Source organism: Nocardia sp. CA-135398, from assembly GCF_050955845.1.
GTDB lineage: Bacteria > Actinomycetota > Actinomycetes > Mycobacteriales > Mycobacteriaceae > Nocardia.
Genome location: NZ_CP192084.1, coordinates 5,962,623 through 5,985,849 on the forward strand (window position 1 = coordinate 5,962,623; position 23,227 = coordinate 5,985,849).

Sequence of the window (23,227 nt, forward strand, 5' to 3'; positions counted from 1 at the left end):
TTTCCCGGTGTCGCCGCCGCCGCGAAAGGGACACCATGGAAAACGACGCCCTCGGGCGCATTGGGAAATTGCTTGGGATCACGATCGAACAAGCGAACGGCGATACCGTCGTTCTGGCGCTGCCGATCCGGCCGGACCTGTGGCAGCCGGACGACATCGTCCAGGGAGGTATCTATGCGATCCTCACCGAAGCGGCGGCGAGCCTCGGAGCGCAACTGTGGTGGGGCGATCGAGGACCGGAAAGCGGATGCCGTGTCGCAAAACGGAGATCGCTGTGGTTTTCGCGCCGCCGTCTCGGCGCGACGGCGCGGCGCCGCTCGATCCGGCGCCCAACACTCTGGTGTTTCGTGTGCAGCCGGACGAAGGTATCGAACTACATATCGGCATGAAGGAGCCCGGCGCGGGATCGGTTGTGCGACAGGTCAGCCTATCGGTGGATTTCGATTCGATGTTCGACCCGGCGCCTGAGGCATACGAACGCCTGATCCACGATGTGCTGTGCGGGGACTCGACGTTGTTCCCGCGGCGGGAGGAAATAGAGCAATCCTGGCGTGTGATCGATCCGCTCCTGCACTATTAGGCGATGCTCGGCGATCAGCCCGAGGAGTATCCGGCGCGCACTGCGGGGCCGTCCGGGGCGGACCGAGTCACAGCGTTGGCCGGGCGAAGCTGGCGGACGCTGTGAGGCTGTCCTGGTAAATTCCGATGGTGACCAGAGGGCCGCCGGCGGGTCCTACCGGCTCCGTCATCGGCCGGGCATTCCGAATCCTGGACTCCTTCGATATCGAGCACCAGGAGCTGAGTCTCAGCGAGATCGCCCGCCGATGCGAGATGCCGCTGTCGACCGCGCACCGCTTGCTGCAGGAGCTCCGGGATGCGCCGTCGGCGGGATATCCTGGATGTGCCCGCCGGGCAGCAAACGAACGACCATGGACGAAAAGGATTGCGACCGAACCCAGCGTGATGTCGGCGTAGATGTCGTCACGGAGTTGGTTGCTGCCGGTTTCGCGGATGTCGTTGAGATCGGGCGAGGCGGATTCGGGGAAGTGTACCGCTGCACCCAGGCCGCGGCCGATCGCACGGTCGCGGTCAAGGTTTTGACCGGTGAGCTCGACGAGAACCGGGAGCGGTTCTTGCGTGAGCAGCGAGCCATGGGACGGCTGACCGGGCATCCGAACATCGTGCACATGCTCGAAGTCGGCACCACCGAAACAGGCCGTCCTTATCTCGTGATGCCCTACCTGGCGCGCGGCTCTTTGGAAGATCTGATCCGCCGCCAGGGCCCGCAACCACTGCACGACGTGCTGCGATGGGGAGTCAAGATCGCCGGCGCGCTGGAAACCGCGCACCGTGCCGGAATCTTGCATCGCGACGTCAAACCGGGCAACATCCTGCTCACCGACTACGACGAACCCGCGCTCACCGACTTCGGCATCGCTCACATCACCGGCGGCTTTCATACGGCGACCGGCACCATGACCGGCTCACCAGCCTTCACCGCCCCTGAGATACTGCAGGGCACTGCACCCAGCCGTGCCTCCGATGTCTACGGATTGGCGGCCACTCTGTTCTGCGCGCTCACCGGGCATGCGGCCTTCGAGCGCCGCAGCGGCGAGCAGGTGGTCGCGCAGTTCCTGCGTATCGCCGAACACGACGTTCCGGATCTGCGCGAGCGGGGCATTCCCGACGATGTGAGTGCGGTAGTCGAGACGGCAATGTCACCGCACCCCACCGACCGCCCCACTGCCGGAATGCTTGGTGATCAGCTGCGGGAGATAGAGCGCAATCATGGTCTGGTGGTGGACGAGATGGCACTGCGGGCCGGGCCCGGTATCGAACGTCCGCCTCTCCCCTCCCTCGGAGACAACACTGCGGGAAACCTGCCTCTCGAACTCACCAGTTTCATCGACCGGCGCGCGCAAGTAGCAGAGGTGAAAAACCGGCTGGCCACCTCACGGCTCGTGACTCTGACCGGCATCGGTGGAGTGGGTAAGTCGCGCATCGCACTCCAAGTGGCTCGCAAGCTCGCGAGCGATTTCACCGACGGCGTGTGGCTCGTCGAGCTGGGCGAGTTGCAGGACCCGGCGCTGGTGCCCGAGGTCGTCGCCACCGGTCTCGGCCTGCGGCACCGCGGCGCAGAACCGACGTCGGACCTCTTGATCCGATATCTTGCTTCCCGAGAGCTGCTGCTGGTGCTCGACAATTGTGAGCATGTCATCGAGTCCGCCACGAAACTTGCCGAGTCCTTGCTACGGGCGTGCCCGCGATTGAAAATTCTCGCGACGAGCCGCGAGGCACTGAACATCGGTGGAGAATCGCTGGCCGCGATACCCCCGCTGAGAATTTCGGCTTCCTCAGTCCCGTCGCGCCCGCGAACAGCGCCCGACGGCGCACTCGCTCTGTTCGCCGAGCGAGCCGCCGCCGCCGTGCCGAGCTTTCAGCTCACCGATGCCAATCGGGACAGCGTGAGCCGGATCTGCGCCCGGCTCGACGGGCTGCCACTGGCGATCGAACTCGCCGCCGCCCGGATTCGCACGATGACCCCCGAACAGATCCTGTCCCGACTCGACGATCGCTACTCCCTACTCACCCGGGGTAGTCGCACCGCCCCCAAACGGCAGCAAACGCTGCAATGGTCCATCGGCTGGAGCTACGACCTGTGCACAACGGCCGAGCAGCGACTGTGGAAACAGCTATCGGTTTTCGCAGGGGGCTTCGAACTCGATGCCGCCGAGCAACTCTGCGCCACCGGCGGCACCGAAGCAGAATTGCTCGACGCGCTTTCAGCGCTGGTCAGCAAGTCCATTCTGATTCGCGACGACGCCGACGACAGCATCCGCTTCCGGATGCTCGAAACAGTCCAGGAATACGGCAGACAAAGGGCAGAGGAGGACGGCGACTATCCCCAACTCAGTCGCCGACATCGGCAATGGTGCCACCGCCTGGTGCTCGAAGCGGAGAAGCAGTGGATCAGCCCGCACCAACTGCAATGGGTTGCCCGCCTCGACCGGGAGCTGCCGAACCTGCGGAAAGCGTTGGAATCCGGTGTAGCCGACGGCGATGAGACCGCCTTGCAGATCGCCGGTGCGCTCTACCGGTTCTGGCCCCTGCGCGGACGGCTCGGCGAGGGGCGCCGTTGGTGCGAACGGACCCTTTCCCGATTTTCCAGCGGAGCAACCGCGCCCCGGTCCAGGGCGTTATTCGCCGCCGGTGTCATCGCTGCCATCCAGAGCGATACCGCGGGCGCCGACAGTCATTTGAGCGATCTCGCGACTTTGGCCGAGCAGACGCGCGACCCGCTCGTTGATGCGCTCCGCGCACACGCGGAGGCAAACGCAATTCTCGCCGGCGGTGGTGGTGACACAGCGCGTGCGGCGGCCCTCCTTGCAGCTGCCCTCCAGTTCTACGAAGTCTCCGGCGACCTCTGCTCACGTCTCGACACATTGCTATGGCTCGGATGGGCTCACGCATTGCAAGGGGAAACCAAGCAAGCTCGCACTTGCTACGACGCTGTACTCGCCATCACCGAATCCGCAGGGGAAACGCTCTTCCATTCGTGGGCGCATCTGGCTATCGATTTCGTCGTCTGGCGAGAAGGCGAAAAAAACCGTGCTGCAGTCTTGTTGGAGAAAGGGCTGCGATCGACTCGACCGGTTGCGGATCCGGTGATGGCTGCCTCTCATCTCGAGATTTCGGCATGGATCGCGGCCGACCGAGGCAACGGCCGGCAAGCAGCTACCTTGCTCGGGGCCGCTGATGCACTGGGCCGCATCGGCACTTCGACATACCCGTTCCACGATCTGCACATCTTCCACGACGACTGCATCCGCCGGAGTCGCGAGGCACTCGGGGCACGAGTATTCGAGGTGGAATACAGCAAAGGCTCCGCGATGGCCCTCGATGCGGCGATTGCCTTCGCACTCGGCGAGCATGCCGATACGTCGACGCCGGCTATTCCCTCGACCGGGAAACTCACCAAGCGCGAACGTCAGGTCGTCGACCTGATCGCCGCTGGACTGTCCAACAAAGAGATCGCCGCACGGCTGGTTATCTCTCAGCGAACCGCCGAAGGGCATGTCGCCAATATCCTGACCAAACTGGACCTGGCCTCGCGAGTACAGATCGCTACCTGGGCGGCGGATTAGGCCGATACCACCGCATGGCTTCCGAGCAGCCCTGCAGGCGGCAACGGCGGCACTGGGCGATCCACACTCGGCTGTCGCCGGCTGACCACAGCCACGAGTATCGACCGCCTCGTCAGCGCTCGAGCTCAAACGGCATATCGGGTCGGGGAACAAGGCCGGCGCGCATCCCTATGGCGGCGGCCTCGCCCCGAGACGACACTTCGAGCTTCTTCAGCACGCCGGCGACATGGAACTTGACAGTGCTCTCGGCAACACCCAGTTCCGTCGCGATTGCTTTGTTGCGCTTACCCATCGCAACCAACGCGAGCACCTCCCGCTCGCGGCGGTTCAAGAGCGAGAGTTCCGGCGGGCTGGGTAGTGCCCTAGGCGGATCGAGCGGAATCCGGATCTGCACCCGACTCCCCCAGCCCGGTAGCGATTCGATCTGGAGATCGGCCTGCAGCATCGCCACCCGACTTTCCAAGTTCTGGCGCACCAGTTGCAGATCCAACTGCCCGCCCGCACGGTCGCGAACATCGACCACAAGGTCGATGTCAGCGTATTCCCACGCGATGCGCACCCGGTCGAGATCGTGCTGGGTAACCAGCGCGAGCACCGCTGCCTGGGTCATCGCCCGCGCCCCCGAGGCGACTTCCCCAGGAATCGGACGGCCGTCGAGCGGCGGTGCCGCGAATTCTGCTTCAACGCCCTGATGATGCAACAAAGGCGAGATTTCCCGGCCCAGCCTCGCGAAGGCTGGTCCCGGCGCTTCCTCGGCCAATGCCTTATGGCTGGCCTCGTGTGATCGCAAAGCGATCAAGGCGTCCGATACGGCCGTGGTCGCCATCGACCGCGCGGCGCGATCGTCCAGATTCGCCGAGCGCAAGGTTAGAAGAATACGAGCAAGCGCAGCCTCGTGCGCAGCGCTCATCTCCGCAAAAGTCCGCGCCCGCGCAGCAGATGCTGCCCGAGATTCGGCAAGATACTCCGGACTCGACTGGACAACTTGCTGACGAATCGATGTCGCCACTATTCCGAATACGCTACCCAACTCTTTCAGCGCGGGTATTCGGCTGGAAGTGTGCGGAACCAACACCAGAAGTGTCCCCGATATGTCTCGGATAGCCCAGACCCACAGTCGGCTACCGGTCAGTGCCGCCTCACCCGCATACGAAAGGCCCAGCCCGACAGACGATTTCAGTTCCTCTAATTCGGCAATGGTGATCCGGTCGATGATATCGGCAGCGCCCGCGACTTTCCCGGGCCGGCCGGTGCATTCTCGCGTGAAAATCACCAGAGCGCGATGCGGCCAACGCCCGCCGAGAAAACGCGAGAAACGCCTCGCGATATCGGTGAGCGGGCCATCGATGACCTTCCGGAGCTCTTCGAGGGTCGCGGCATGATCGCTCGCAGGCAGGACAGCAGCATCACTCACTCAGTCAAGTGTAGGTCCGCCAACCGACGGTGAATCGGTCGGCCCCGCCAAAAGGACAGTTCTGACCAGGAATATGGTCAGGTTTGCATATCGCCGACGAGCGCTAGCCTCCATGGACGCATGCGCGTGATCGCATGTACGAGCAATCGACGGTTTCGGAGGATCCCAGTTATGCCACAGCAGGTTCGTGGAGTCATCGCTCGCAAGTCGGGCGCGCCCGTCGAACTGACCGATATCATCGTGCCCGCCCCGGGGCCGGGCGAGGTGGTCGTCGCCGTCGCGGCGTGCGGCGTCTGCCACACCGACCTGACCTACCGCGAGGGTGGCATCAACGACGAATTTCCGTTCCTCCTCGGCCACGAAGCCGCCGGTACCGTCGAAAGCGTCGGCGCCGGAGTCGATTCCGTCGCTGTCGGCGACTTCGTGATCTTGAACTGGCGTGCCGTATGCGGCCGCTGCCGCGCATGCAAGCGAGGCCGACCCCAGTACTGCTTCGACACCTTCAATGCCACACAGAAGATGACCTTGACCGACGGCACCGAACTCACCCCGGCGCTCGGTATCGGTGCCTTCGCCGAGAAGACACTCGTCCATGCCGGCCAGTGCACCAAGGTCGATCCCACCGCCGACCCAGCCGTCGTCGGACTCCTCGGCTGTGGCGTTATGGCGGGCCTGGGCGCGGCCGTGAACACCGGTGGTGTCGGACGCGGCGACTCCGTGGCCGTCATCGGTTGCGGCGGAGTCGGAGACGCCGCGATCGCCGGGGCACATCTCGCCGGCGGGTCGACGATCATTGCGGTCGACCGCGACGCTCGCAAGCTCACCTGGGCCGCCGAGCTCGGCGCCACGCACACCGTGAATGCGGCCGAAACCGATGCGGTAACCGCGATTCAGGACCTCACCGGCGGCTTCGGCGCCGATGTGGTCATCGACGCGGTCGGCCGCCCGGAAACCTGGAAACAGGCCTTCTACGCCCGTGACCTCGCCGGCACCGTCGTACTGGTCGGCGTGCCCACCCCCGATATGCGCCTGGATATGCCACTGGTCGACTTCTTCTCACGGGGCGGCGCGCTCAAGTCCTCGTGGTACGGCGACTGCCTTCCCGAACGGGACTTCCCCATGCTGGTCGACCTGTACCAGCAGGGACGACTGCCATTGGACAAGTTCGTCACCGAGCGCATCGGACTCGATGAAGTCGAGCAGGCCTTCCACACCATGCACCAGGGCGAGGTGCTGCGTTCGGTGGTCGTGCTGTGAGTGGAGAATTCCGGATCGATCGCGTTGTCACCTCCGGGGTATTCACGCTCGACGGCGGCACGTGGGAAGTCGACAACAACGTGTGGGTGATCGGCGATGACGACCGTGCGGTGGTCATCGATGCGGCACACGAGGCCAAACCCATCGTCGAGGCCGTCGGCGACCGTGACGTCGTTGCGGTTGTCTGCACCCACGGTCACAACGACCACGTCACATTCGCGCCCCAACTCGCCGAAGATTTATTCGCGCCCGTGCTGCTCCACCCCGGTGACGACCCCCTATGGCAACTGAGCCATCCGGGCCAGAAGTACTGGTCGCTCACCGATGGCCAGCGTATTGCCGTGGCCGGCACCGAGCTACAGGTGATCCATACGCCGGGTCACTCGCCGGGATCAGTGTGCTTGTACCTGCCCGAAGCCGAAACTCTGTTCTCCGGAGATACCTTGTTCTCCGGCGGGCCCGGCGCGACCGGACGTTCCTACTCGGACTTCCCGACCATCATCGGTTCCATCCGCGAGCGGATCCTCAGCCTGCCCGAACACACCCGGGTCTATACCGGACACGGTGACAGCACGACGATCGGCGGCGAGGCGCCACACCTGTCGGAATGGATCGCGCGCGGCTACTGAACCGCCGAGGAGCCGGGCGGCGGGTGTGAAAGCCAGCAAACGCGGCACGGCGAGACTCGATCTGTCCTCCCTGTTCACGCCGTTGACTGTGCGTGGGCTGGAGCTGCTTAACCGCTTTGCGATGCCCGCGATGCAGCGGCGGTGGCATGACGATCGCCACGTGACGGACCGTATGATCGAGTACTACGCTGCGCGCGGCATAGGTCAAAACGATGGTCGACGTGCCGGCCAGCACCGTCGGATCCGTCGGCCTCGACATCGACCCGGATCAAGAGGACTTGGACTGCAGCCGTTCCGTCCCGGTGTAGATGTTCATGGACGTACCGCGGAGGAAGCCGACAAGTGTGAGTCCGTGGCTCGCGGCAAGGTCGACGGCGAGCGCCGAAGGGGCGGAAACCGCTGCGAGCAGTGGAATCCCCGCCATGACTGCCTTCTGCGCAAGTTCGAAGGACGCACGGCCGCTCACCATGAGGATGGTCTCCCGCAATGGGAGGAGCCCGGTGAGCAGTGCATGTCCGACCACCTTGTCCACCGCGTTGTGACGCCCTACGTCCTCTCGTAGACAAAGCAGTTCACCGTCAGCGGTGAACAATCCGGCTGCGTGCAGTCCGCCTGTGCTGTCGAATACCGCCTGGGCTGCGCGAAGTCGGCCGGGCAGTGACGCCAGCACCTCCGGAGAGGTGCGCAGCGGATCACTGCCGACGGTCCAGGTCGCGGTGGTCCGGATGGCTTCCAGGCTCGCCTTCCCGCACAGCCCGCAGGACGAGGTCGTGTAAAAATTGCGTTCCAGCGATGCATCCGGCGGGTTCACCTCGGGTGCGAGGACGACGTCGACCACGTTGTAGGTATTTCCGCCGTCGGCGGTGCCGCCGGCGCAGTAGCGGATGGCGCTTATTTGTTTCGCGTCGTGTATCACGCCCTCGCTCACGAGAAATCCCGCGGCCAGGTCGAAATCGTGGCCCGGTGTCCGCATCGTCACAGTCAGAGGCTGTGCACCCACCCTGATCTCCATCGGCTCCTCGGCCACCAGAGTGTCGGGACGGCGCGAAGATCGGCCGTCGCGAATGTGAACAACCGGCCGCCGCGTGGTCACACGCCCCATTGGTGTCCTTCCGGTGTCGTCCTTCGAAGGCGCAAGACCGCTTAGCTCGCAGAATTCGCGAGAATGTCCGCCGCGGCTGCCACGTGAGGATCGCACCCGGCGCCGGCCCGGGCGACCTGCTCGAGCAACTGCGCGCGTAGCCGCGGTTCCCAGAATTTGCGGATATGGTCGGCGATTGTCGCGGCAGCCGCGTCAGGGGGGATATGCCGGAACTGGGCCGCGATCTCGGTGGCAAGCCTCATGGCTGGGAGAGAGCCCATTTTCGTTCTACTTCCTCGGTACAGCCAGAGTATCGAATCGATCGCCGACTGTGGCGGCATCACTCCCGGTACGCAGCGCGACCTGTACAGCAGTGACCTTGTATTCGGGGCAATTGGTGGCCCAGTCGGAGTTGTCGGTCGTCACGACATTGGCTCCGGTTGTCGGATAGTGGAAGGTCGTGTATACCACCCCCGGCGGCATCCGATCCGAGAGCACTGCGTGCAGGGTGGTGGTGCCCACTCTGCTCGACAGCGTCACCTCGGCACCGTCGGTGATTCCTCGTCCTTCCGCATCGTGCGGATGGATTTCCAGCACGTCTTCCTTGTGCCAGAAGACGTTGGGCGTTCGGCGTGTTTGCGCACCCACGTTGTATTGGCTGAGGATCCGGCCGGTGGTGAGGATCAGGGGGAACTTGCGGCTGGTGTGCTCGGTCGTCGGGACGAAGACCGTCGGGACGAATCTGCCCTTGCCTCGGACGAATTCGTCGACGTGCATGATCGGCGTCCCCTCGGGCGCCGTGTCGTTGCACGGCCATTGCACACTGCCGAGCCTGTCGAGTTTGGCGAAGGATACGCCGGCGAATGTCGGTGTGAGTAAGGCGATCTCGTCCATGATCTGGCTCGGGTCGTCATAGGACATGGGGTAGCCCATGGCGGTGGCGATTTCACATGGGATCTGCCATTCGTGCTTGCCGGTGCGAGGTGCCATGACCGGTCGCACACGATTTATCCGACGCTCGGCGTTGGTGAAGGTGCCGTTCTTCTCCAGGAACGAGGTCCCCGGCAGAAAGACGTGAGCGAATTTGGCCGTCTCGTTGAGGAAGAGGTCTTGCACGACCAGCAAGTCCAACGCGCTCAACGCCGCTGCGACGTGGTTCGTGTTCGGGTCGGACTGAGCGATGTCTTCTCCCTGGACATACAAACCGCGGAAGGAGCCGTCGATGGCCGAGTCGAACATGTTCGGAATGCGCAGGCCGGGCTCGGACTGGAGTGGGCGCTGCCAGAGGTTTTCGAACGCGGTGCGCACGACGTCGTCGGAGACATGCCGGTAGCCCGGAAGCTCATGCGGGAAGGAACCCATGTCGCAGGAACCCTGGACGTTGTTCTGGCCGCGCAGCGGGTTGACTCCTACCCCTTCTCGACCGACGTTCCCGGTGGCCATGGCAAGGTTGGCCATGGCCATGACCGTCGTGGAACCCTGGCTGTGTTCTGTTACGCCCAGCCCGTAGTAGATCGCTGCGTTACCGCCTGTCGCGTACAGCCGCGCTGCGGCTCGCACTTGCTGAGCGGGTACGCCGGTGATGGGTTCGACCGTTTCGGGGCTGTGCTCCGGCCGGGCGATGAATTCTGCCCACTGGTCGAACCCTTCGCACCGGGCGTCGACGAACTCCCGGTCGACCAGCCCATCGGTTACCACCACATGGGCCAGGGCGTTGACGATCGCGACATTGCTTCCGGGGTTGAGTTGCAGGTGGTGAGCCGCCTCGATGTGTGGAGACCGGACCAGGTCGACCCGGCGTGGGTCGATCACCACCAATTGGGCGCCCTCCCGCAGCCGCCGCTTCATCCGCGCGGCGAAAACCGGATGACCGTCGGTGGGATTCGCTCCGACCAAAAGGATGACGTCGGCATCGGCGACCGATCGGAAATCTTGTGTTCCAGCCGATTCGCCGAATGTCTGCTTGAGGCCGTAGCCCGTCGGGGAATGACATACTCGCGCGCACGTATCGACGTTGTTGTTACCGAACGCCGCTCGCACCATTTTCTGTACGACGTAGACCTCTTCGTTGGTACAGCGCGACGAGGTGATCCCTCCGACTGCTCCAGCCCCGTAGCGGTCCTGGATCTGTCGCATCTTTTCGGCGACGTAAGTGATCGCCGTGTCCCAGTCGACCACTCGCCAGTCGTCGGTGGGGCGCTCGCGGATCATCGGCTCGAGCATGCGATCGGGATGGGTGGCATAGCCGAATGCGAAGCGGCCCTTGACGCATGCGTGTCCCTCGTTCGCGCCGCCGTTCTTGTCCGGGACCATTCGAACGAGCTCGTCACCGCGCAGTTCCGCCTTGAGCGAGCACCCAACCCCGCAGTAGGCGCACGTCGTCAGCACCGTTCGAGTCGGGATGCCCAGCTCGACAACGGACTTCTCCTGCAAGGTCGACGTCGGGCAGGCCTGGACACACGCGCCGCAGGACACGCACTCGGAGTCTGCGAATTTCTCCCCCGCGCCCGCAGATACTTTGGAATCGAAGCCTCGTCCCTCGATAGTGAGCGCGAACGTGCCCTGAATGTCTCCGCAGGCACGAACACAGCGGGAGCAGGAGATGCACTTCGAAGGATCGAAGTCGAAATATGGGTTGCTGCGGTCCTTTTCGAGTTCGAGGTGGTTCTGGCCTTCGAATCCGTAGCGCACTTGACGCAGCCCGACGACACCGGCCATGTCCTGCAGCTCGCAGTCGCCGTTGGCCGGACATGTCAGGCAGTCCAGCGGATGATCGGAGATGTAGAGCTCCATCACGCCCTGCCGCAGTTTCGCCAGCCGCGGTGTCTGGGTGCGTATCTGCATTCCTTCGGCTACCGGAGTGGTGCAGGAAGCCGGCGTTCCCCGGCGACCGTCGATTTCTACCAGGCACAGCCGGCAGGAGCCGAACGCGTCGAGGCTGTCGGTGGCACACAGTTTCGGAATGTCGATTCCGGCGGATGCGGCTGCGCGGAGCACCGAGGTTCCCTCGCCGACTGTTACGGGCAGACCGTCGATCTCGACTGTCACCGCCGTGGCGTCCGGCGGCGGCGCAGGGGTTCCGAGGTCGCGCTCCTTGAACATGGTCATCGCTTCTCCTCGTGGCGAGCGGTGAAGTCCTCCGAAAAGTGCGAGAGGGCACTGCGCACCGGATTCGGTGTGAGGCCGCCCATCGCACACAACGAGCCGTCGGTCATCAGATCGCACAGATCGTTGAGCAAGGCGAGGTTCCCGTCCGTATCCTCCCCGCCGAGGATGCGATCGATCACTTCGACGCCGCGCACGGAGCCCATCCTGCAGGGAGTGCATTTACCGCACGACTCTTCGGCGCAAAACTCCATCGCAAACCGCGCCATCGCGGCCATATCCACGGTGTCGTCGAACACCACGATGCCTCCGTGGCCCAGCATCGCCCCGGCGGCGGTGAAGGCCTCGTAGTCCATCGGAAGGTCGAGCTGCGAACTCGGAATGTAGGCGCCGAGCGGTCCGCCGACCTGAACGGCGCGGATCGGGCGCCCGGAGCGAGTGCCGCCGCCGTATTCGAGGATCAGTTCGGCCAGTGAGATGCCGAAGGCGGTTTCGAACACTCCGCCGCGCGCGATGTTGCCGGCCAACTGGAATACCTGGGTACCCCGTGAACGCTCGACCCCCAGCTCGGCATATGCCTCGTCGCCGTCGGCGAGGATGGTGGGGACACTGACCAGTGTCAGCACGTTGTTGACCAGTGTCGGCCGGCCGAAAAGTCCGGTTACGGCCGGTATCGGTGGCTTGGCTCTCACCATGCCACGCTTGCCCTCCAAGCTCTCCAGCATGGAGGTTTCTTCGCCGCAGATGTAGGCGCCTCCACCCATTCGCAGCTGGATGTCGAAGCTGAAGCCGGAGTTCAGAATGTTCTCTCCGAGCCAGTGATTCGCGCGGGCTATCCCAATCGCCTCCCGGACCACGGCCGCCGCGTCCGGATACTCGGAGCGCAGATAGATATAGCCTTCTGCCGCACCGACGGCGTACCCGGCGATGATCATGCCCTCCAAGAGGCTGAACGGGTCGCCCTCTAGAACGATGCGGTCGGCGAAGGTGCCGCTGTCGCCTTCATCGGCGTTGCAGCACACGAACTTCAGACCGCTTTCGGCGTCCGCCACGGTCTTCCATTTGATTCCCGCCGGAAAGCCTGCGCCACCTCGGCCACGAAGCCCGGAAGCAGATACCGCCGCCACCACCGCCTCGGGGCCGAGTTCGAACGCACGCCGAAGCCCAGTGAGACCGCCGTGGCTCAGATAGTCTTCGGGAGACAATGGATCGGTGACTCCGACGCGGGCCAGGCACAATCTGTGTTGATCACGCATCCACGGCAATTCCGCCACGACACCGAGGTAGCGGTCGTTCGGGATCCCCTCGAGCATCCCGTGCGTCACCAGATCGAAAACTTCTGCGGCTCGGACCGGCCCATAGCCCACACGGCCGAGTTCGGTTTCGACCTCGACCAGTGGTTCCAGCCAGAGCATCCCCCGGGTTCCTGTGCGTACCAGCCGGATTCGGCGGCCTGTGGCCGAAGCCGCGTGCTCGACCGCGCGAGCGACCTCGTCGGCACCAACCGATTTCGCGGCCGAATCCTGGGGAACGTAGACCGTGATCATGGGCGCGCCTCCTCGACCATGGCGAGGAGCTGCTCCCGATCGAGCCGCCCGTACAAACGTCCGTCGATTTGCACGGCCGGACCCAGGGCGCAGTTTCCCAGGCAGAACACTTGATCGAGCGTGATCGAGCCATCGGCCGTTGTCTGGCCCACCTTTATGCCCAATGCCTGCTCCAAAGCACCGACCAACGGTTCAGAACCCATCGCCTGGCACGCCTCGGCGCGGCAGATCCGAAGGATCTTCCGACCTGTCGGCTCCGATCGGAAATCCCGATAGAAAGTGGCCACGCCGTGTACATCGGCCCGTGAAAGGTTCAGTTCGGCGGCTACCAAGGGGACCACGTCGGTATCTATGTATCCCAGGTGATCCTGAATCTCACGTAGTACCACCAAAAGCGGGCCTCGCAGATGTCGATTCGAATCTACAACGGAGCGGACCAGCTCCCGCAGATCCGTAGTGGCTCTCTTCATGAATCGCTCCACGCTCTCTAGTCGTGGGCAAAACTAAATCGACACCTTGATTCGCGTCAAATATCAAATTTGGATCATATAATTAATCGCTTTTATCATCGCTGCTGCGGTGCGCTTATGTCGATTCACGAATTCAGTCGCCGGGCCGCGACTGCGAGCTCCAGTTCACTGCCGACGTCTACCTCGGCGGCGGTATCGACCAGCGACCGGGCAAGCATCGTCTCCCGTCCGCCGGTAGGCAGAACCAGACCGACATGGAATGCCCTTTTCGGGGGCGGCAGGGTCAAGATCCGGGTGCCCTCCGGTACCTCGTAGCCGTGCAGCCAGGCGTGCGGAATGATGCTGGACAGCTCCATCGACGCGACATGCTCGTATATTGCTGAGACCGTGTCGGTCTCGACCACAGGCGTGGCTTCGACGCCGGCAGCGGCGAAGTGGCCGTCGAGAATCCGCCTGTTCTGCATGGCAGGTGTCAAAAGGCAAAGAGGCACCGACGTCGCCTCCGCCCAACCAACCGACGTCCTTCCAGTGAACTCGTCGGCGCGAGGCGTGAGGAATAAGTACCGTTCGCGATAGAGGGGAAGAACTCGAACCTTCCCCAGCGGTTCGCCGTCGACGTAGGTCATCCCCACGTCGATGTCGAAACTGTCGAGCCGCGCCACGATGTCGCGAGACGACATCGACTCCAAAGAGAACCGAACCATCGGGTGTCGTTGGTAGAGGGGGGTGGTCAGCAGAGACGCGACGGTGAGAGCCGTGGGGATCGCCCCGATGCGCAATATGCCGGACAACCCGGCTCGCATGTCGGCGAGGGTGTGGCGCAGCGCTTCCTGTTCGGCGAGCATGCGCTGCGCCCACTTCAGTACGTGTCTGCCCTCGGGGGTGAAACCCTCGAACCGCTTATCGCGGAGGACGATATGGACGTGAAGTTCGTCCTCGAGCTTACGGATCCCGGCTGACAACGCAGGCTGAGAAACGTTGCATGCCTCCGCGGCCCGGCCGAAATGCCCCTCACGCGCCAGTGCAATGAGATATTCCAGCTGTCTTAGCAGCATGTGCCCGCCTGCCTACCGAGGATCGTCCGGCACAGCACGAGGCGTCCCCGTCGACTCGGCCGGTGCCCGCCGACGGCCAGCGCTCGAGTCGCCGGAATATCGCCGTCAGGCCTTCTATAACGCGGCATCGTGGCACGCTCCCTCAGAGTCTTTGCGCCCATATATGATGCCTGCGGCCCCGATTATCGCTCGAGTCGAGCACCACCCCACAGCAGGGACCGACTGGATTCGGGCCCGAGGATGTCTCCGCCCATCGCGGCTGCCACCCCGGTAGCTCGATGTTGCTTTCACGATCGGGCTAGCTCGTGCTGACCTGGGACTACGGCGGCAGGTGCCTCGCCCCCACCATGAGGTGGGCGCCGCCGAGATCGAGGAGCTTGGTCCTGCAACCCGCCCTACTGTGGAATGCCGACACGGCCCTCCGCTTCGTGCAGGCCAACATCTGACGCGACGAAGTTGTCGCGGGCAAGACCACCGACATCGGGGACCTCACTAACTGCCAGCTGACCCGGCCGCCGGTGTGAGCCGTGCAAAATCTGGTGTGGACTGTCACGCACCAGATGACCTGCCACTACTCGGTGTTGCGAGGCTCAAATTCTGAAGGCGCACTTGACCTATCGCGACCTGCCTGCCGGATTCGTCCACCACAGTAACGAGCCAGAGCTGCTGATGATCACCTCGAGAAATGGGGTTCGCGGTGGCCCGGAGTGTGCCCTGGTGAACGGAACGGAGAAAGTCGATGTTGTTGTTCACACCGACGACTCGTCCCCGATCACCCCACCATAGATGCGCTCCGAGGCTCGCCGCCGCTTCGGTGAGGACCGCATAGATACCTCCCTGGACGATGTCGTCCGGCTGCCACAGGTCCGGCCGGATCGGCAGCGCCAGAACGACGGTATCGCCGTTCGCTTGTTCGATCGTGAGCCCAAGCAATTTCCCAATGCGCCCCAGGGCATCGTTTTCCATGGTGTCCCTTTCGAAGCTGGAGTTCGTGTCCCGGGGCACATCGATCTCGACCGGCCCGATCTCGGTGACCACGGTTTTGGAGCGGGTCCCGTTGCGGGAGTTGCCCGTCCCACGGCCGGGTCGACCGGCGCGCTCGCCTCATAACGCTTCGGCTGATTCGATCGGGGTACACGTATGGGTTCCGGCACCAATTACTTCGTTTAGTGCCAAGGTATAGTTCCCATTTCCGCCGACGGCAGCTTGCGACTCGAGGATTCGCATCGTCTGCGGAGAGCAATTCCGTATTCTTTTTTCGAAAAGTTGACTCGTGTGTACTGGATCGACAGCCCTGCGCACGGGGTACCGGCTCTGGGTAAACGTATCGGCACCGGTCTCGCCAAGACTGGCAGCGGCCGCCAACAGGGCGTTGATGTTTGCGCACTGGTTATCGGCCTGAGCAGCACTGGCCGCATGATCGAGCGATCTCCTCAGGCCAGGTGAGGCGTGAACGTAAATCCGGGCACCGTCGGCTGAGCCAACTGAGTTGGACTGGATTCGAGGCATCGGGGCGTCGAGGTCAGCCGAGATCATCGCTGGGCTCGGCCGACCGCGCTGGTGTGGTTGGGTGTGGCGTGGGGGTCATGGATGGTTTGGAGTTGGTGTGGGGTGGTTTTGTGGTTGAGGTTGTTGCGGGCTTGGTCGTATTGGGTTTTGAGTTGGGTGACGAAGTCATTGACGGTCATGGTCTTTTTTATGGCTGCGATTCCTTGGCCGGAGCCCCAGATGTCGCGCCATGCTTTGGCTTTCATGTTGCCGCCGCTGCCGAAGTTCATGGCGGAGGGGTCTGATTCGGGCAGGTTGTCGGGGTCGAGCCCGGCCGCGAGGATGCTGCCGCGGAGGTAGTTTCCGTGGACGCCGGTGAAGAGGTTGGAGTAGACGATGTCTTTGGCGGTGGAATCGACGATCATCTGTTTGTAGCCGGCGGGGGCGTTGGCTTCGGTGGTGGACAGGAATGGGGTTCCGATATAGGCGAAGTCGGCGCCTGCAGCGAGTGCGGCGAGGATGGAGGAGCCGTGGGCGATCGCTCCGGACAAAAGCAGTGGGCCGTCGAACCATTCGCGAATCTCGCGCAGCAGGGCGAAGGGGGACTGCCTGCCGGCGTGCCCGCCCGCGCCCGCGGCTACGGCGATGATCCCGTCGGCTCCTTTGTCGATGGCTTTGCGGGCGAACTCGTTGTCGATTACGTCGTGCAGCACGATTCCGCCGTAGGAATGCACGGCGTCGTTGATTTCCGGTCGTGCGCCCAGGGAGGTGATGACGATCGGCACCTGGTGCTCGACGATCACACCCATGTCGTGGTCGAGGCGGTCGTTGGAGCGGTGCACGATCTGGTTCACCGCGAAAGGCGCGACGGGTGCGTCCGGATGCGCGAGTGCATAGGCCGCGTTCTCCTCGGTGATCTGGTCGAGCCAGTCGTTGAGCAGTGATGCCGGGCGAGCGTTCAACGCCGGGAACGAGCCCACCACTCCTGCCTGGCATTGCGCGGTCACGAGATTTGGCACCGACGAGATGAACATCGGCGCCGCCACCACCGGCAGGGACAGGGGCCGCATCAGTACGTCGGGCAATGCCATCGGTTCCTCCATATATTCCAACCAGGCCGTGCGCGACCTGCGCAGGCCAGGTTATGACCGACCAACCGATTTTGCAACTAGTTGCATAAACTTTGAGTGGACTCCCACCCCGCCACGAAACCACCACAACCACGCGCTGGTCAGGGGCTTGTTACAGGCCGCAGCGGCATGGGAGGACACGAACACTCTTCCGCCGACGGGAATCGTCCGGAGACTGACTGCTGCTCTGGCGGCGGTGGGCCATTAGGGGCACCAGCCGAGGCGACGGCCGGGCTGCTATCAAGCAACCAGGTTGGACGCGACGAACGCGGGGCAGAATGGTGTGCGATCGGCCAGGACACCGATCCGTTCGTGGGTAACCGCGTCGATGACCGCAGTGCCGTAACGGTTCCGGCGCCGCAGCGCGAAGTCGTCCACGCTGACGACCGGTGGAATCGGTCGGTGCGGGAGCGGAATCCGCAGCAACACTCGCACCGCGGTATGGCGAGACATCCGAACCGGCAACGGCGGCCAGGACGCGGACCGCGCGGCTGCCCGCTGCGCCAACGATGCACCACCCGAACAGACGGCCGCACCCTCAACCTGCACGAACACGATGCCCACCTGCGTCGAGCCCGCCACGACCGGCGCGAGAACACCAACCTCCTCACCACCTACCGCCGCCACCGGCCCATGGTCGAACGGTCCATCGCCTGGCTTATCGGCCCCAAAGGGCGCTGCCGGACACTGCGCTACCGAGGCGTTCGCGCCAACAACCAATGGCTGCACACCCGCATGGCCGCTCTGAACCTGCGCCGACTGCTCACCCTCGGACTCGACCGCATCGACAACCTCTGGGCCATCGCCTGAGGGCGGTGAACCCGCGAACCCCGACCAGCCCCGCACCTCATACTGACACCGGCGGGAACAACGACCACTCTGTCGACCCTCACGAGGGCCTGACCTCACACCCCGCACAGACAGCCTTGTCGGCGCTCTTCCCGCCCCCAAACCCACTTATTCAGCAGTCTCCTAGTAGTAGATTCTTGTCATGCAGACCATGCCCGCGCGGCCGCGCGCGTTCACGACTGTCGGTCTGCCCGATCAGCAGCGGGTGGAACTGTGGGAAAGCCACAACGCTACCGCTCTGATCGGCCTGCGTTGTCGGAGTTTGCGCGCGGAAGTGCTCGAGGCGACTGAGATCAACCTTCAGTTGGACCGAATGCACTTGGCGAGGGTCCGCGCCACTTCACACGTGGTGGAACGCGACGAGACGCTGGTAAAGGCGCGCCCGACGGAGTCGGTGGCGTTGTTTTTCAATTTGGTGGGTGAGGCGTTCTTCTACCACGAGGATGGGGTCTGGTCGCTGCGACCGGGGCAGTTGTTGATATGCGACGCTGACCGGCCCTTTATGCGGGGCTTCTCTCAAGGTCTCGAGGAGCTGGTGTTAAAGATCCCGCGCGAGCTTTTCGCCGCAGTCACCGACATCGACCAGCTTGTGCGGCCCATCGTCCGTGATTTCGGCAACGATGAGCAGCCGATCGCATATGCCTTGGCGCGATGCGTGGGCGCTGCCGTAGATGCTCACGAGACGCAACCGGTTGCCGAGGAATCTCTACTCGATCTGGTCGCGGCGCTATGCGCGCCTGGCCGTCACGATCTGCGCCCGGCGCACTCGAGGGCTGTGGACACCTATATCAACGCGCATTACCGCGATTCGGCACTGTCCGCGCGGCGGGTCGCCGCCGCCGTTGGCATCAGCACACGGCATCTCTCGCGTCTGCTCGCCGAGGCGGGAACCACGCTGCCCGAGTATGTGCTGGGACGCCGGTTGGAGGCTGCCCGAGCGTTGCTTCAGACGCCGGAGGCCACGTCGATGACGATCGCCGAGGTCGCTCGCCGATGCGGCTTCGTATCGGCCGCCCATTTCTCCAACGCCTTCACCCGCCGCTTCGGTGAACGCCCCAGCGACGTACGACGGCGTGCCGTGGTCACTCGGTCGCTACCGCCAGCCTGATCCACTACCCGCAGTTTGGTGGGCCGGCGTCGCCGAGTGAGGACGTTCGCGCAACGGCCATCTGTTCGGATTCACGCCGAGTCGAGCCCAAACCATTTTGCGGGCGACCCGGACGTCGTCGCGGAACTCCTTCGGATACGGCTTGGGCACAGTGACATCCTCTCAGGCCCGCCTATGGGCAAGCCATTTCAGTTGTCACCTCTCCGTGCAGCAGCTCCCACGATTCACACCCGCTCACCCATGTGGTGACCAGCCCAGCACTGCAGGCGATGAGCCAGTCCGTCGGCCCATACCGCCGACGGACTGGCTCATCGCCTGACTTACGCGCGCTGAACCTGCGGCCAATGTCCATCAGACCGAAGCCGCAGGTATCAGCTAGAACTAGCGAAGAGTTGTCAGAAGCGCAGCGACGCGGTGGTGAATGCATCGGCGATCGCGTCATGTCGCGCCTGCACAGTCGGGTAAGTCTCGGGATGGGTGAGGATGTAGCGATCGCCAGCGCGGATACCGTTGACGACGCTGCGCCCGACATCATCGGGCTCCAACCAGCGCAAGCCCTGGTCGGCAGTCACGGCTTCCACATCGATGTCGGACAAACCCCCTCGCTCCGATCCCGACGGGCGATTGCGGGAGCTGTTCTTGATATTCGTACGTACTGTGGCCGGGCACAACACGGATGCTCCGACCTTGGACTCAGCGAGCTCGAGTTCAAGCGCGAGGGTCTCTGTCAATGCCACAACGCCGGCCTTCGAGACGCAATAGCCACCGAAAGCGGGCATCGCGGCCAACCCGCCGATCGAGGCGGTGTTGACGATGTGGCCACCTTCGGTGTTCTCGAGAAGCAGCGGCAGGAAGTGATGCACACCGTAAATGACCCCATAGAGATTGACATCAAGGACCCAACGCCAGTCTGTCAGCGACATGTCGACGATGTTGGCAGCCGCGCCGACGCCGGCGTTGTTCACGACGACGTGCACCGCGCCGAGTTCAGCGAGCACACTGTCGGCGAGGTTCTTGACGCTGTCGGAGTCGGCGACGTCCACCTGCAGACCCAGCACACCCATCTCGGCACTCGCCTGTTCGAGTCGGTCCCGCTCGACGTCGGCGATCACCACCCGCATGCCCTCCGCAGCCAACTGCCGCGCGATGCCGGCGCCGATTCCCGATGCGCCGCCCGTCACCACCGCGACCCTGCCCGCCAGATCCTTGAACCCGCTCACTGCGCCGCCTTCTTCGGGTCAGATGCCGGCTGTCGTCGCGCGTTGCTGGCGGAGAACAGCGGGACGAGGAACGTCGCGATAGCGTCCTGGACCTCTGCGGCCCTCGGGATAGGGCCCGACATTGAGAGAGTGGTGTGGATCAGGCCCTCGAACCGGCGTGACTCCGCAGGAACACCTGCCGCGGCCAGCGCGCGGGCGTAGTCCTCACCCTCATCGCGCAGCGGGTCGACCCCCATGGTGAGCACCAGGGCGGGCGGGAGACCGGACAGGTCTGCAGCCCGGGCAGGAGCGATCAGGGGCGAGGTCAGATCGGCGGGATCCGTGACGACCATTTCGGCCATCCGTGCACAGAGCTCCATCGACAGCACGGGGCCGTTCGGAAACAGCTTGCGTGATTCCGTCTCCGCCAACGGGTCCGTGACGGGAGCGACGAGCACCTGCGCGGTGAGTCGGGGGCCACCCTCGTCGCGAGCGCGCTGGGCGGCGACGGCAGCGAGGTTGCCGCCCGCGCTCTCGCCGCCGACGGCAATCCGCTCCGGATCTCCGCCGTACGTCGCGATGTTGTCCGCGACCCACCGCAGGGCCGTCAGCGTGTCTTCGACCGCAGCCGGGAAGGGGTGCTCGGGCGCCAGTCGGTACTCGGGCGAAACCACCAAGGCCCCGGTGTTGTGGGCGAGAGCGGCGCACGGCTCGTCGAACGCGTCCAGGGTGCCGCCGATCCAGCCGCCACCATGCACGAACAGGACCACGGGCAGCGGTCCCGACGCTTCGTTGGGGTGGTACAGGCGGAGCTTTCGACCGTCGTCACTGGCGGGGAAGTCCACCTCACTGATGGAGACGTCGGATGGAAGCGGCGCCTGGAAGAACTTGAACATGTCCATGGCCGCCCGCGCCTCCTCGAGGTTGCACTCCTCGAGTGGTTTGACCCCGCCGTTCATCATGCCGGCGAGGAAGAACACCGCGGAGCCATCCACCTGCACCAGGCTCGACAGCGGCTGCTCGTCCTGGTCGAACGAGAACCCGGCATATCCCATTGCTTCGATCTCGGCGCACATCGCCCGAAACATCGGACCGCCGGTGAACAAGGAGAGCGCGGCGCGCGGCTTGCCCGCGATGTTGTCTCCCATGTACCAGGTGGTCGCAGTCGGGACCAGCGTCGCATTCGCGCATTCCATGACGAGCTCGTTGTAGCGGTTCTCCGCCGACTCGCTCGCCTCCACACGGGCGCAACCGGCGGCATCGGCGTGCGCGATGATTCCGCTCACGAAGTCGACGCTGTCCTCGATGCCGATCGGGTTGTTGGACAGCGCGGCCCCACTCTGTGGGCCGTTGATGTGGAACAGGTTGGGGAACCCGTGCGTGCCCATCCCCACGTACGCTCGCTGGCCCTCGCTCCAGTGATCGGCCAGCTTGCGGCCCTCGCGACCCACGACGCCCATCTGGAGAAGAGCGGCGGCACCCACGTCGAACCCGGTCGCCAGGATGATGACGTCGAATTCGTACTCTTGGTCCGTCGTCGCGATTCCCCTGCTCGTAATCCTCTCGATCGGGGTCGATCGCGCGTCCACCAAACGCACGTGCGGGAGGTTGAACACCTCGTAGTAGCCGGACTCGAACGTGGCTCGCTTCACGCCGTACGGGTGATCCTTGGGGCAGAGGAGCTCCGCGACCTCAGGGTCGTTGACGCGCTGCCGGATCCTTCCGCGGATGTACTCCGCCGTGGTCTCGTTGGCGGCGGCGTCCGTCATGAGATCGGTGTACGTGGAGGTCAGCATGCGGAAGCCGCCGGCCTCGTAATTCTGGTCGTAGACCTTCTGCCGAAGCTCCGGCGGGTCCATCAGGGCCGGCCGCTGGGCGCGTGGATACGGTGCGCCGGCCAAGCAGGTCCTGGCCTCCGCGCGCAGTCGGGGGTAGTCGGCGACGATCTCGGCGAACTCCTCGTCGGACAGCCGGCCGTTGCCCAGCGGGCACGCGTAGTTCGGAGTGCGCTGGAAGACCGTGAGCTCGCCCACCTCAGCCGCAATCGTCTGGATGACCTGGATCCCGGTCGACCCCGTCCCGATCACAGCCACGCGCTTGCCACGCAGGTCCACACCCTCGGCCGGCCAATGGCTGGTGTGGGCGATCGTGCCCGCGAAATCGTCCTGACCGGGAAAATCGTTTGGCTTCGACACGGAGAACCCTCCGGTGGCGTTGATGAAGTACCGAGCCATCGTGACCGCACCGTCGTCAGTTCGAACCTCCCAGCGATCGGCGTCGTCAAGCCAGACTGCCGAGGTGACCCGCGTGTTAAACCGGAAGCTACGCCGCAGGTCGAACCGGTCCGCCACGTGCTCGAGGTAGGACAGGATCTCGGGCTGGGAGGCGAAACGCTCGGTCCAACGCCATTCCCGCTGCAGGTCCTCGTCGAAGGAATACGAGTACCACATGCTCTCCAAGTCGCATCGGGCGCCGGGATAGCGGTTCCTGTACCAGACACCGCCCGGTCCTGACATCGCCTCGAAGGCCTGGACGGAAAGGCCCTGCTGGTCCCGAAGGCGGTAGGTGGCGTAGAGGCCGGCGAATCCTGCGCCGACGATGACGGCGTCCACGTGATTGTGACTCATGACACTGGACCATCCCCGATCTGCCGGGAGCCCACACGGGTACATGTGCCCACTGCCATACCCGTTCGCATACCTGTTCCCGTGCGCGAGCCGCGTCACCGGGGGTTCTCGATGCTCGGCCAT

The 23,227-nt window shown here is 64.1% G+C and carries 19 protein-coding genes and 3 pseudogenes; 8 read left to right on the forward strand and 14 right to left on the reverse strand.

Features of this window, described 5'->3' with window-relative positions; translation table 11 throughout:
- Positions 1-35 precede the first annotated feature (35 nt).
- The 4 genes from ACQP1T_RS26260 (at position 36) to ACQP1T_RS26275 (ending at position 4,145) form a co-directional block, all read left to right on the forward strand.
- Positions 36-389, forward strand: a complete 354-nt coding sequence (locus ACQP1T_RS26260) for a PaaI family thioesterase (protein ID WP_433762582.1) — start codon at positions 36-38, stop codon at positions 387-389.
- Positions 275-580 (forward strand): hypothetical protein, encoded by a 306-nt coding sequence (locus ACQP1T_RS26265; protein ID WP_433755747.1) that lies wholly within the window; start codon positions 275-277, stop codon positions 578-580. The genes ACQP1T_RS26260 and ACQP1T_RS26265 overlap by 115 nt, the downstream gene beginning before the upstream one ends.
- Before the next feature lie 125 nt (positions 581-705).
- Positions 706-975, forward strand: a complete 270-nt coding sequence (locus tag ACQP1T_RS26270) for a helix-turn-helix domain-containing protein (protein ID WP_433755748.1) — start codon at positions 706-708, stop codon at positions 973-975.
- Complete coding sequence (locus ACQP1T_RS26275; protein ID WP_433755749.1) at positions 930-4,145, forward strand: protein kinase domain-containing protein; 3,216 nt, start codon at positions 930-932, stop codon at positions 4,143-4,145. Before ACQP1T_RS26270 ends, ACQP1T_RS26275 begins: the two co-directional genes overlap by 46 nt.
- Positions 4,146-4,257: 112 nt before the next feature.
- Here the strand turns inward: ACQP1T_RS26275 and ACQP1T_RS26280 are convergent, their stop codons facing one another.
- Entirely contained in the window at positions 4,258-5,559 is a 1,302-nt protein-coding gene (locus ACQP1T_RS26280) for a LuxR C-terminal-related transcriptional regulator (RefSeq protein ID WP_433755750.1), read from the reverse strand.
- Positions 5,560-5,730: 171 nt separating this feature from the next.
- On the opposite strand from ACQP1T_RS26280, the gene ACQP1T_RS26285 reads away from it, so the two are divergent.
- Together ACQP1T_RS26285 and ACQP1T_RS26290 are read left to right on the forward strand one after the other, a co-directional pair.
- Positions 5,731-6,816 carry an S-(hydroxymethyl)mycothiol dehydrogenase gene (locus ACQP1T_RS26285; RefSeq protein ID WP_433755751.1) on the forward strand — a complete coding sequence of 362 codons (1,086 nt, stop codon included), beginning with the start codon at positions 5,731-5,733 and terminating at the stop codon, positions 6,814-6,816.
- Complete coding sequence (locus ACQP1T_RS26290) at positions 6,813-7,445, forward strand: MBL fold metallo-hydrolase (protein ID WP_433755752.1); 633 nt, start codon at positions 6,813-6,815, stop codon at positions 7,443-7,445. The genes ACQP1T_RS26285 and ACQP1T_RS26290 overlap by 4 nt, the downstream gene beginning before the upstream one ends.
- 268 nt (positions 7,446-7,713) lie before the next feature.
- Here ACQP1T_RS26290 and fdhD read toward each other — a convergent pair whose 3' ends face one another.
- The 11 genes and pseudogenes from fdhD to ACQP1T_RS26345 all read right to left on the reverse strand — a co-directional run.
- Positions 7,714-8,547: a formate dehydrogenase accessory sulfurtransferase FdhD gene (gene fdhD / locus ACQP1T_RS26295; RefSeq protein ID WP_433755753.1), complete on the reverse strand. Its 834-nt coding sequence runs from the start codon at positions 8,545-8,547 to the stop codon at positions 7,714-7,716.
- 41 nt (positions 8,548-8,588) lie between these two features.
- On the reverse strand, positions 8,589-8,867 hold the full coding sequence (locus tag ACQP1T_RS26300; protein ID WP_433755754.1) for a formate dehydrogenase subunit delta: 279 nt from the start codon (positions 8,865-8,867) through the stop codon (positions 8,589-8,591).
- Complete coding sequence (gene fdhF, locus ACQP1T_RS26305; RefSeq protein WP_433755755.1) at positions 8,815-11,634, reverse strand: formate dehydrogenase subunit alpha; 2,820 nt, start codon at positions 11,632-11,634, stop codon at positions 8,815-8,817. Before fdhF ends, ACQP1T_RS26300 begins: the two co-directional genes overlap by 53 nt.
- Entirely contained in the window at positions 11,631-13,178 is a 1,548-nt protein-coding gene (locus ACQP1T_RS26310; RefSeq protein ID WP_433755756.1) for a formate dehydrogenase beta subunit, read from the reverse strand. Before ACQP1T_RS26310 ends, fdhF begins: the two co-directional genes overlap by 4 nt.
- Positions 13,175-13,648: a formate dehydrogenase subunit gamma gene (locus tag ACQP1T_RS26315; protein ID WP_433762359.1), complete on the reverse strand. Its 474-nt coding sequence runs from the start codon at positions 13,646-13,648 to the stop codon at positions 13,175-13,177. The genes ACQP1T_RS26310 and ACQP1T_RS26315 overlap by 4 nt, the downstream gene beginning before the upstream one ends.
- 125 nt (positions 13,649-13,773) lie before the next feature.
- A complete protein-coding gene (locus ACQP1T_RS26320) occupies positions 13,774-14,493 on the reverse strand; it encodes a LysR family transcriptional regulator substrate-binding protein (protein WP_433762361.1) in 720 nt (239 codons plus the stop codon).
- A gap of 36 nt (positions 14,494-14,529) precedes the next feature.
- A pseudogene (locus ACQP1T_RS26325) lies at positions 14,530-14,703 on the reverse strand (LysR family transcriptional regulator); the annotation flags it as partial.
- A gap of 549 nt (positions 14,704-15,252) precedes the next feature.
- Positions 15,253-15,669, reverse strand: coding sequence for a PaaI family thioesterase (locus tag ACQP1T_RS26330; RefSeq protein WP_433762362.1), 417 nt, complete (start codon positions 15,667-15,669; stop codon positions 15,253-15,255).
- Between the two features lie 9 nt (positions 15,670-15,678).
- A pseudogene (locus tag ACQP1T_RS26335) lies at positions 15,679-15,780 on the reverse strand (transposase); the annotation flags it as partial.
- Between the two features lie 455 nt (positions 15,781-16,235).
- Complete coding sequence (locus ACQP1T_RS26340; RefSeq protein WP_433755757.1) at positions 16,236-17,282, reverse strand: NAD(P)H-dependent flavin oxidoreductase; 1,047 nt, start codon at positions 17,280-17,282, stop codon at positions 16,236-16,238.
- A 321-nt stretch (positions 17,283-17,603) separates the two neighbouring features.
- A pseudogene (locus tag ACQP1T_RS26345) lies at positions 17,604-17,828 on the reverse strand (ISL3 family transposase); the annotation flags it as partial.
- Here ACQP1T_RS26345 and ACQP1T_RS26350 point away from each other — a divergent pair.
- Both ACQP1T_RS26350 and ACQP1T_RS26355 read left to right on the forward strand, forming a co-directional pair.
- Positions 17,763-18,131 carry a transposase gene (locus tag ACQP1T_RS26350; RefSeq protein ID WP_433755758.1) on the forward strand — a complete coding sequence of 123 codons (369 nt, stop codon included), beginning with the start codon at positions 17,763-17,765 and terminating at the stop codon, positions 18,129-18,131. The pseudogene ACQP1T_RS26345 and the gene ACQP1T_RS26350 overlap by 66 nt on opposite strands.
- A 181-nt stretch (positions 18,132-18,312) precedes the next feature.
- The gene (locus ACQP1T_RS26355) at positions 18,313-19,278 is read left to right on the forward strand and encodes an AraC family transcriptional regulator (RefSeq protein ID WP_433755759.1); all 966 of its coding nucleotides are present in this window, start codon (positions 18,313-18,315) and stop codon (positions 19,276-19,278) included.
- 395 nt (positions 19,279-19,673) lie between these two features.
- On the opposite strand, the gene ACQP1T_RS26360 is transcribed toward ACQP1T_RS26355, so the two are convergent.
- Entirely contained in the window at positions 19,674-20,498 is an 825-nt protein-coding gene (locus ACQP1T_RS26360) for an SDR family NAD(P)-dependent oxidoreductase (protein WP_433755760.1), read from the reverse strand.
- Positions 20,495-23,104, reverse strand: coding sequence for a flavin-containing monooxygenase (locus ACQP1T_RS26365; protein ID WP_433755761.1), 2,610 nt, complete (start codon positions 23,102-23,104; stop codon positions 20,495-20,497). Before ACQP1T_RS26365 ends, ACQP1T_RS26360 begins: the two co-directional genes overlap by 4 nt.
- Positions 23,105-23,227 lie beyond the last annotated feature (123 nt).

Excerpts from the sequence above, each read along its gene's own strand:
- ACQP1T_RS26260 (WP_433762582.1), top strand. The coding sequence starts at position 36 with ATGGAAAACGACGCCCTCGGGCGCATTGGGAAATTGCTTGGGATCACG.
- ACQP1T_RS26270 (WP_433755748.1), top strand. The coding sequence starts at position 706 with ATGGTGACCAGAGGGCCGCCGGCGGGTCCTACCGGCTCCGTCATCGGC.
- ACQP1T_RS26275 (WP_433755749.1), top strand. The coding sequence starts at position 930 with ATGGACGAAAAGGATTGCGACCGAACCCAGCGTGATGTCGGCGTAGAT.
- ACQP1T_RS26285 (WP_433755751.1), top strand. The coding sequence starts at position 5,731 with ATGCCACAGCAGGTTCGTGGAGTCATCGCTCGCAAGTCGGGCGCGCCC.
- fdhD (WP_433755753.1), bottom strand. The coding sequence starts at position 8,547 with ATGGGGCGTGTGACCACGCGGCGGCCGGTTGTTCACATTCGCGACGGC.
- ACQP1T_RS26300 (WP_433755754.1), bottom strand. The coding sequence starts at position 8,867 with ATGCCGCCACAGTCGGCGATCGATTCGATACTCTGGCTGTACCGAGGA.
- fdhF (WP_433755755.1), bottom strand. The coding sequence starts at position 11,634 with ATGACCATGTTCAAGGAGCGCGACCTCGGAACCCCTGCGCCGCCGCCG.
- ACQP1T_RS26310 (WP_433755756.1), bottom strand. The coding sequence starts at position 13,178 with ATGATCACGGTCTACGTTCCCCAGGATTCGGCCGCGAAATCGGTTGGT.
- ACQP1T_RS26315 (WP_433762359.1), bottom strand. The coding sequence starts at position 13,648 with ATGAAGAGAGCCACTACGGATCTGCGGGAGCTGGTCCGCTCCGTTGTA.
- ACQP1T_RS26320 (WP_433762361.1), bottom strand. The coding sequence starts at position 14,493 with ATGCTCGCCGAACAGGAAGCGCTGCGCCACACCCTCGCCGACATGCGA.
- ACQP1T_RS26330 (WP_433762362.1), bottom strand. The coding sequence starts at position 15,669 with ATGGAAAACGATGCCCTGGGGCGCATTGGGAAATTGCTTGGGCTCACG.
- ACQP1T_RS26340 (WP_433755757.1), bottom strand. The coding sequence starts at position 17,282 with ATGGCATTGCCCGACGTACTGATGCGGCCCCTGTCCCTGCCGGTGGTG.
- ACQP1T_RS26350 (WP_433755758.1), top strand. The coding sequence starts at position 17,763 with ATGGCGAGACATCCGAACCGGCAACGGCGGCCAGGACGCGGACCGCGC.
- ACQP1T_RS26355 (WP_433755759.1), top strand. The coding sequence starts at position 18,313 with ATGCAGACCATGCCCGCGCGGCCGCGCGCGTTCACGACTGTCGGTCTG.
- ACQP1T_RS26365 (WP_433755761.1), bottom strand. The coding sequence starts at position 23,104 with ATGAGTCACAATCACGTGGACGCCGTCATCGTCGGCGCAGGATTCGCC.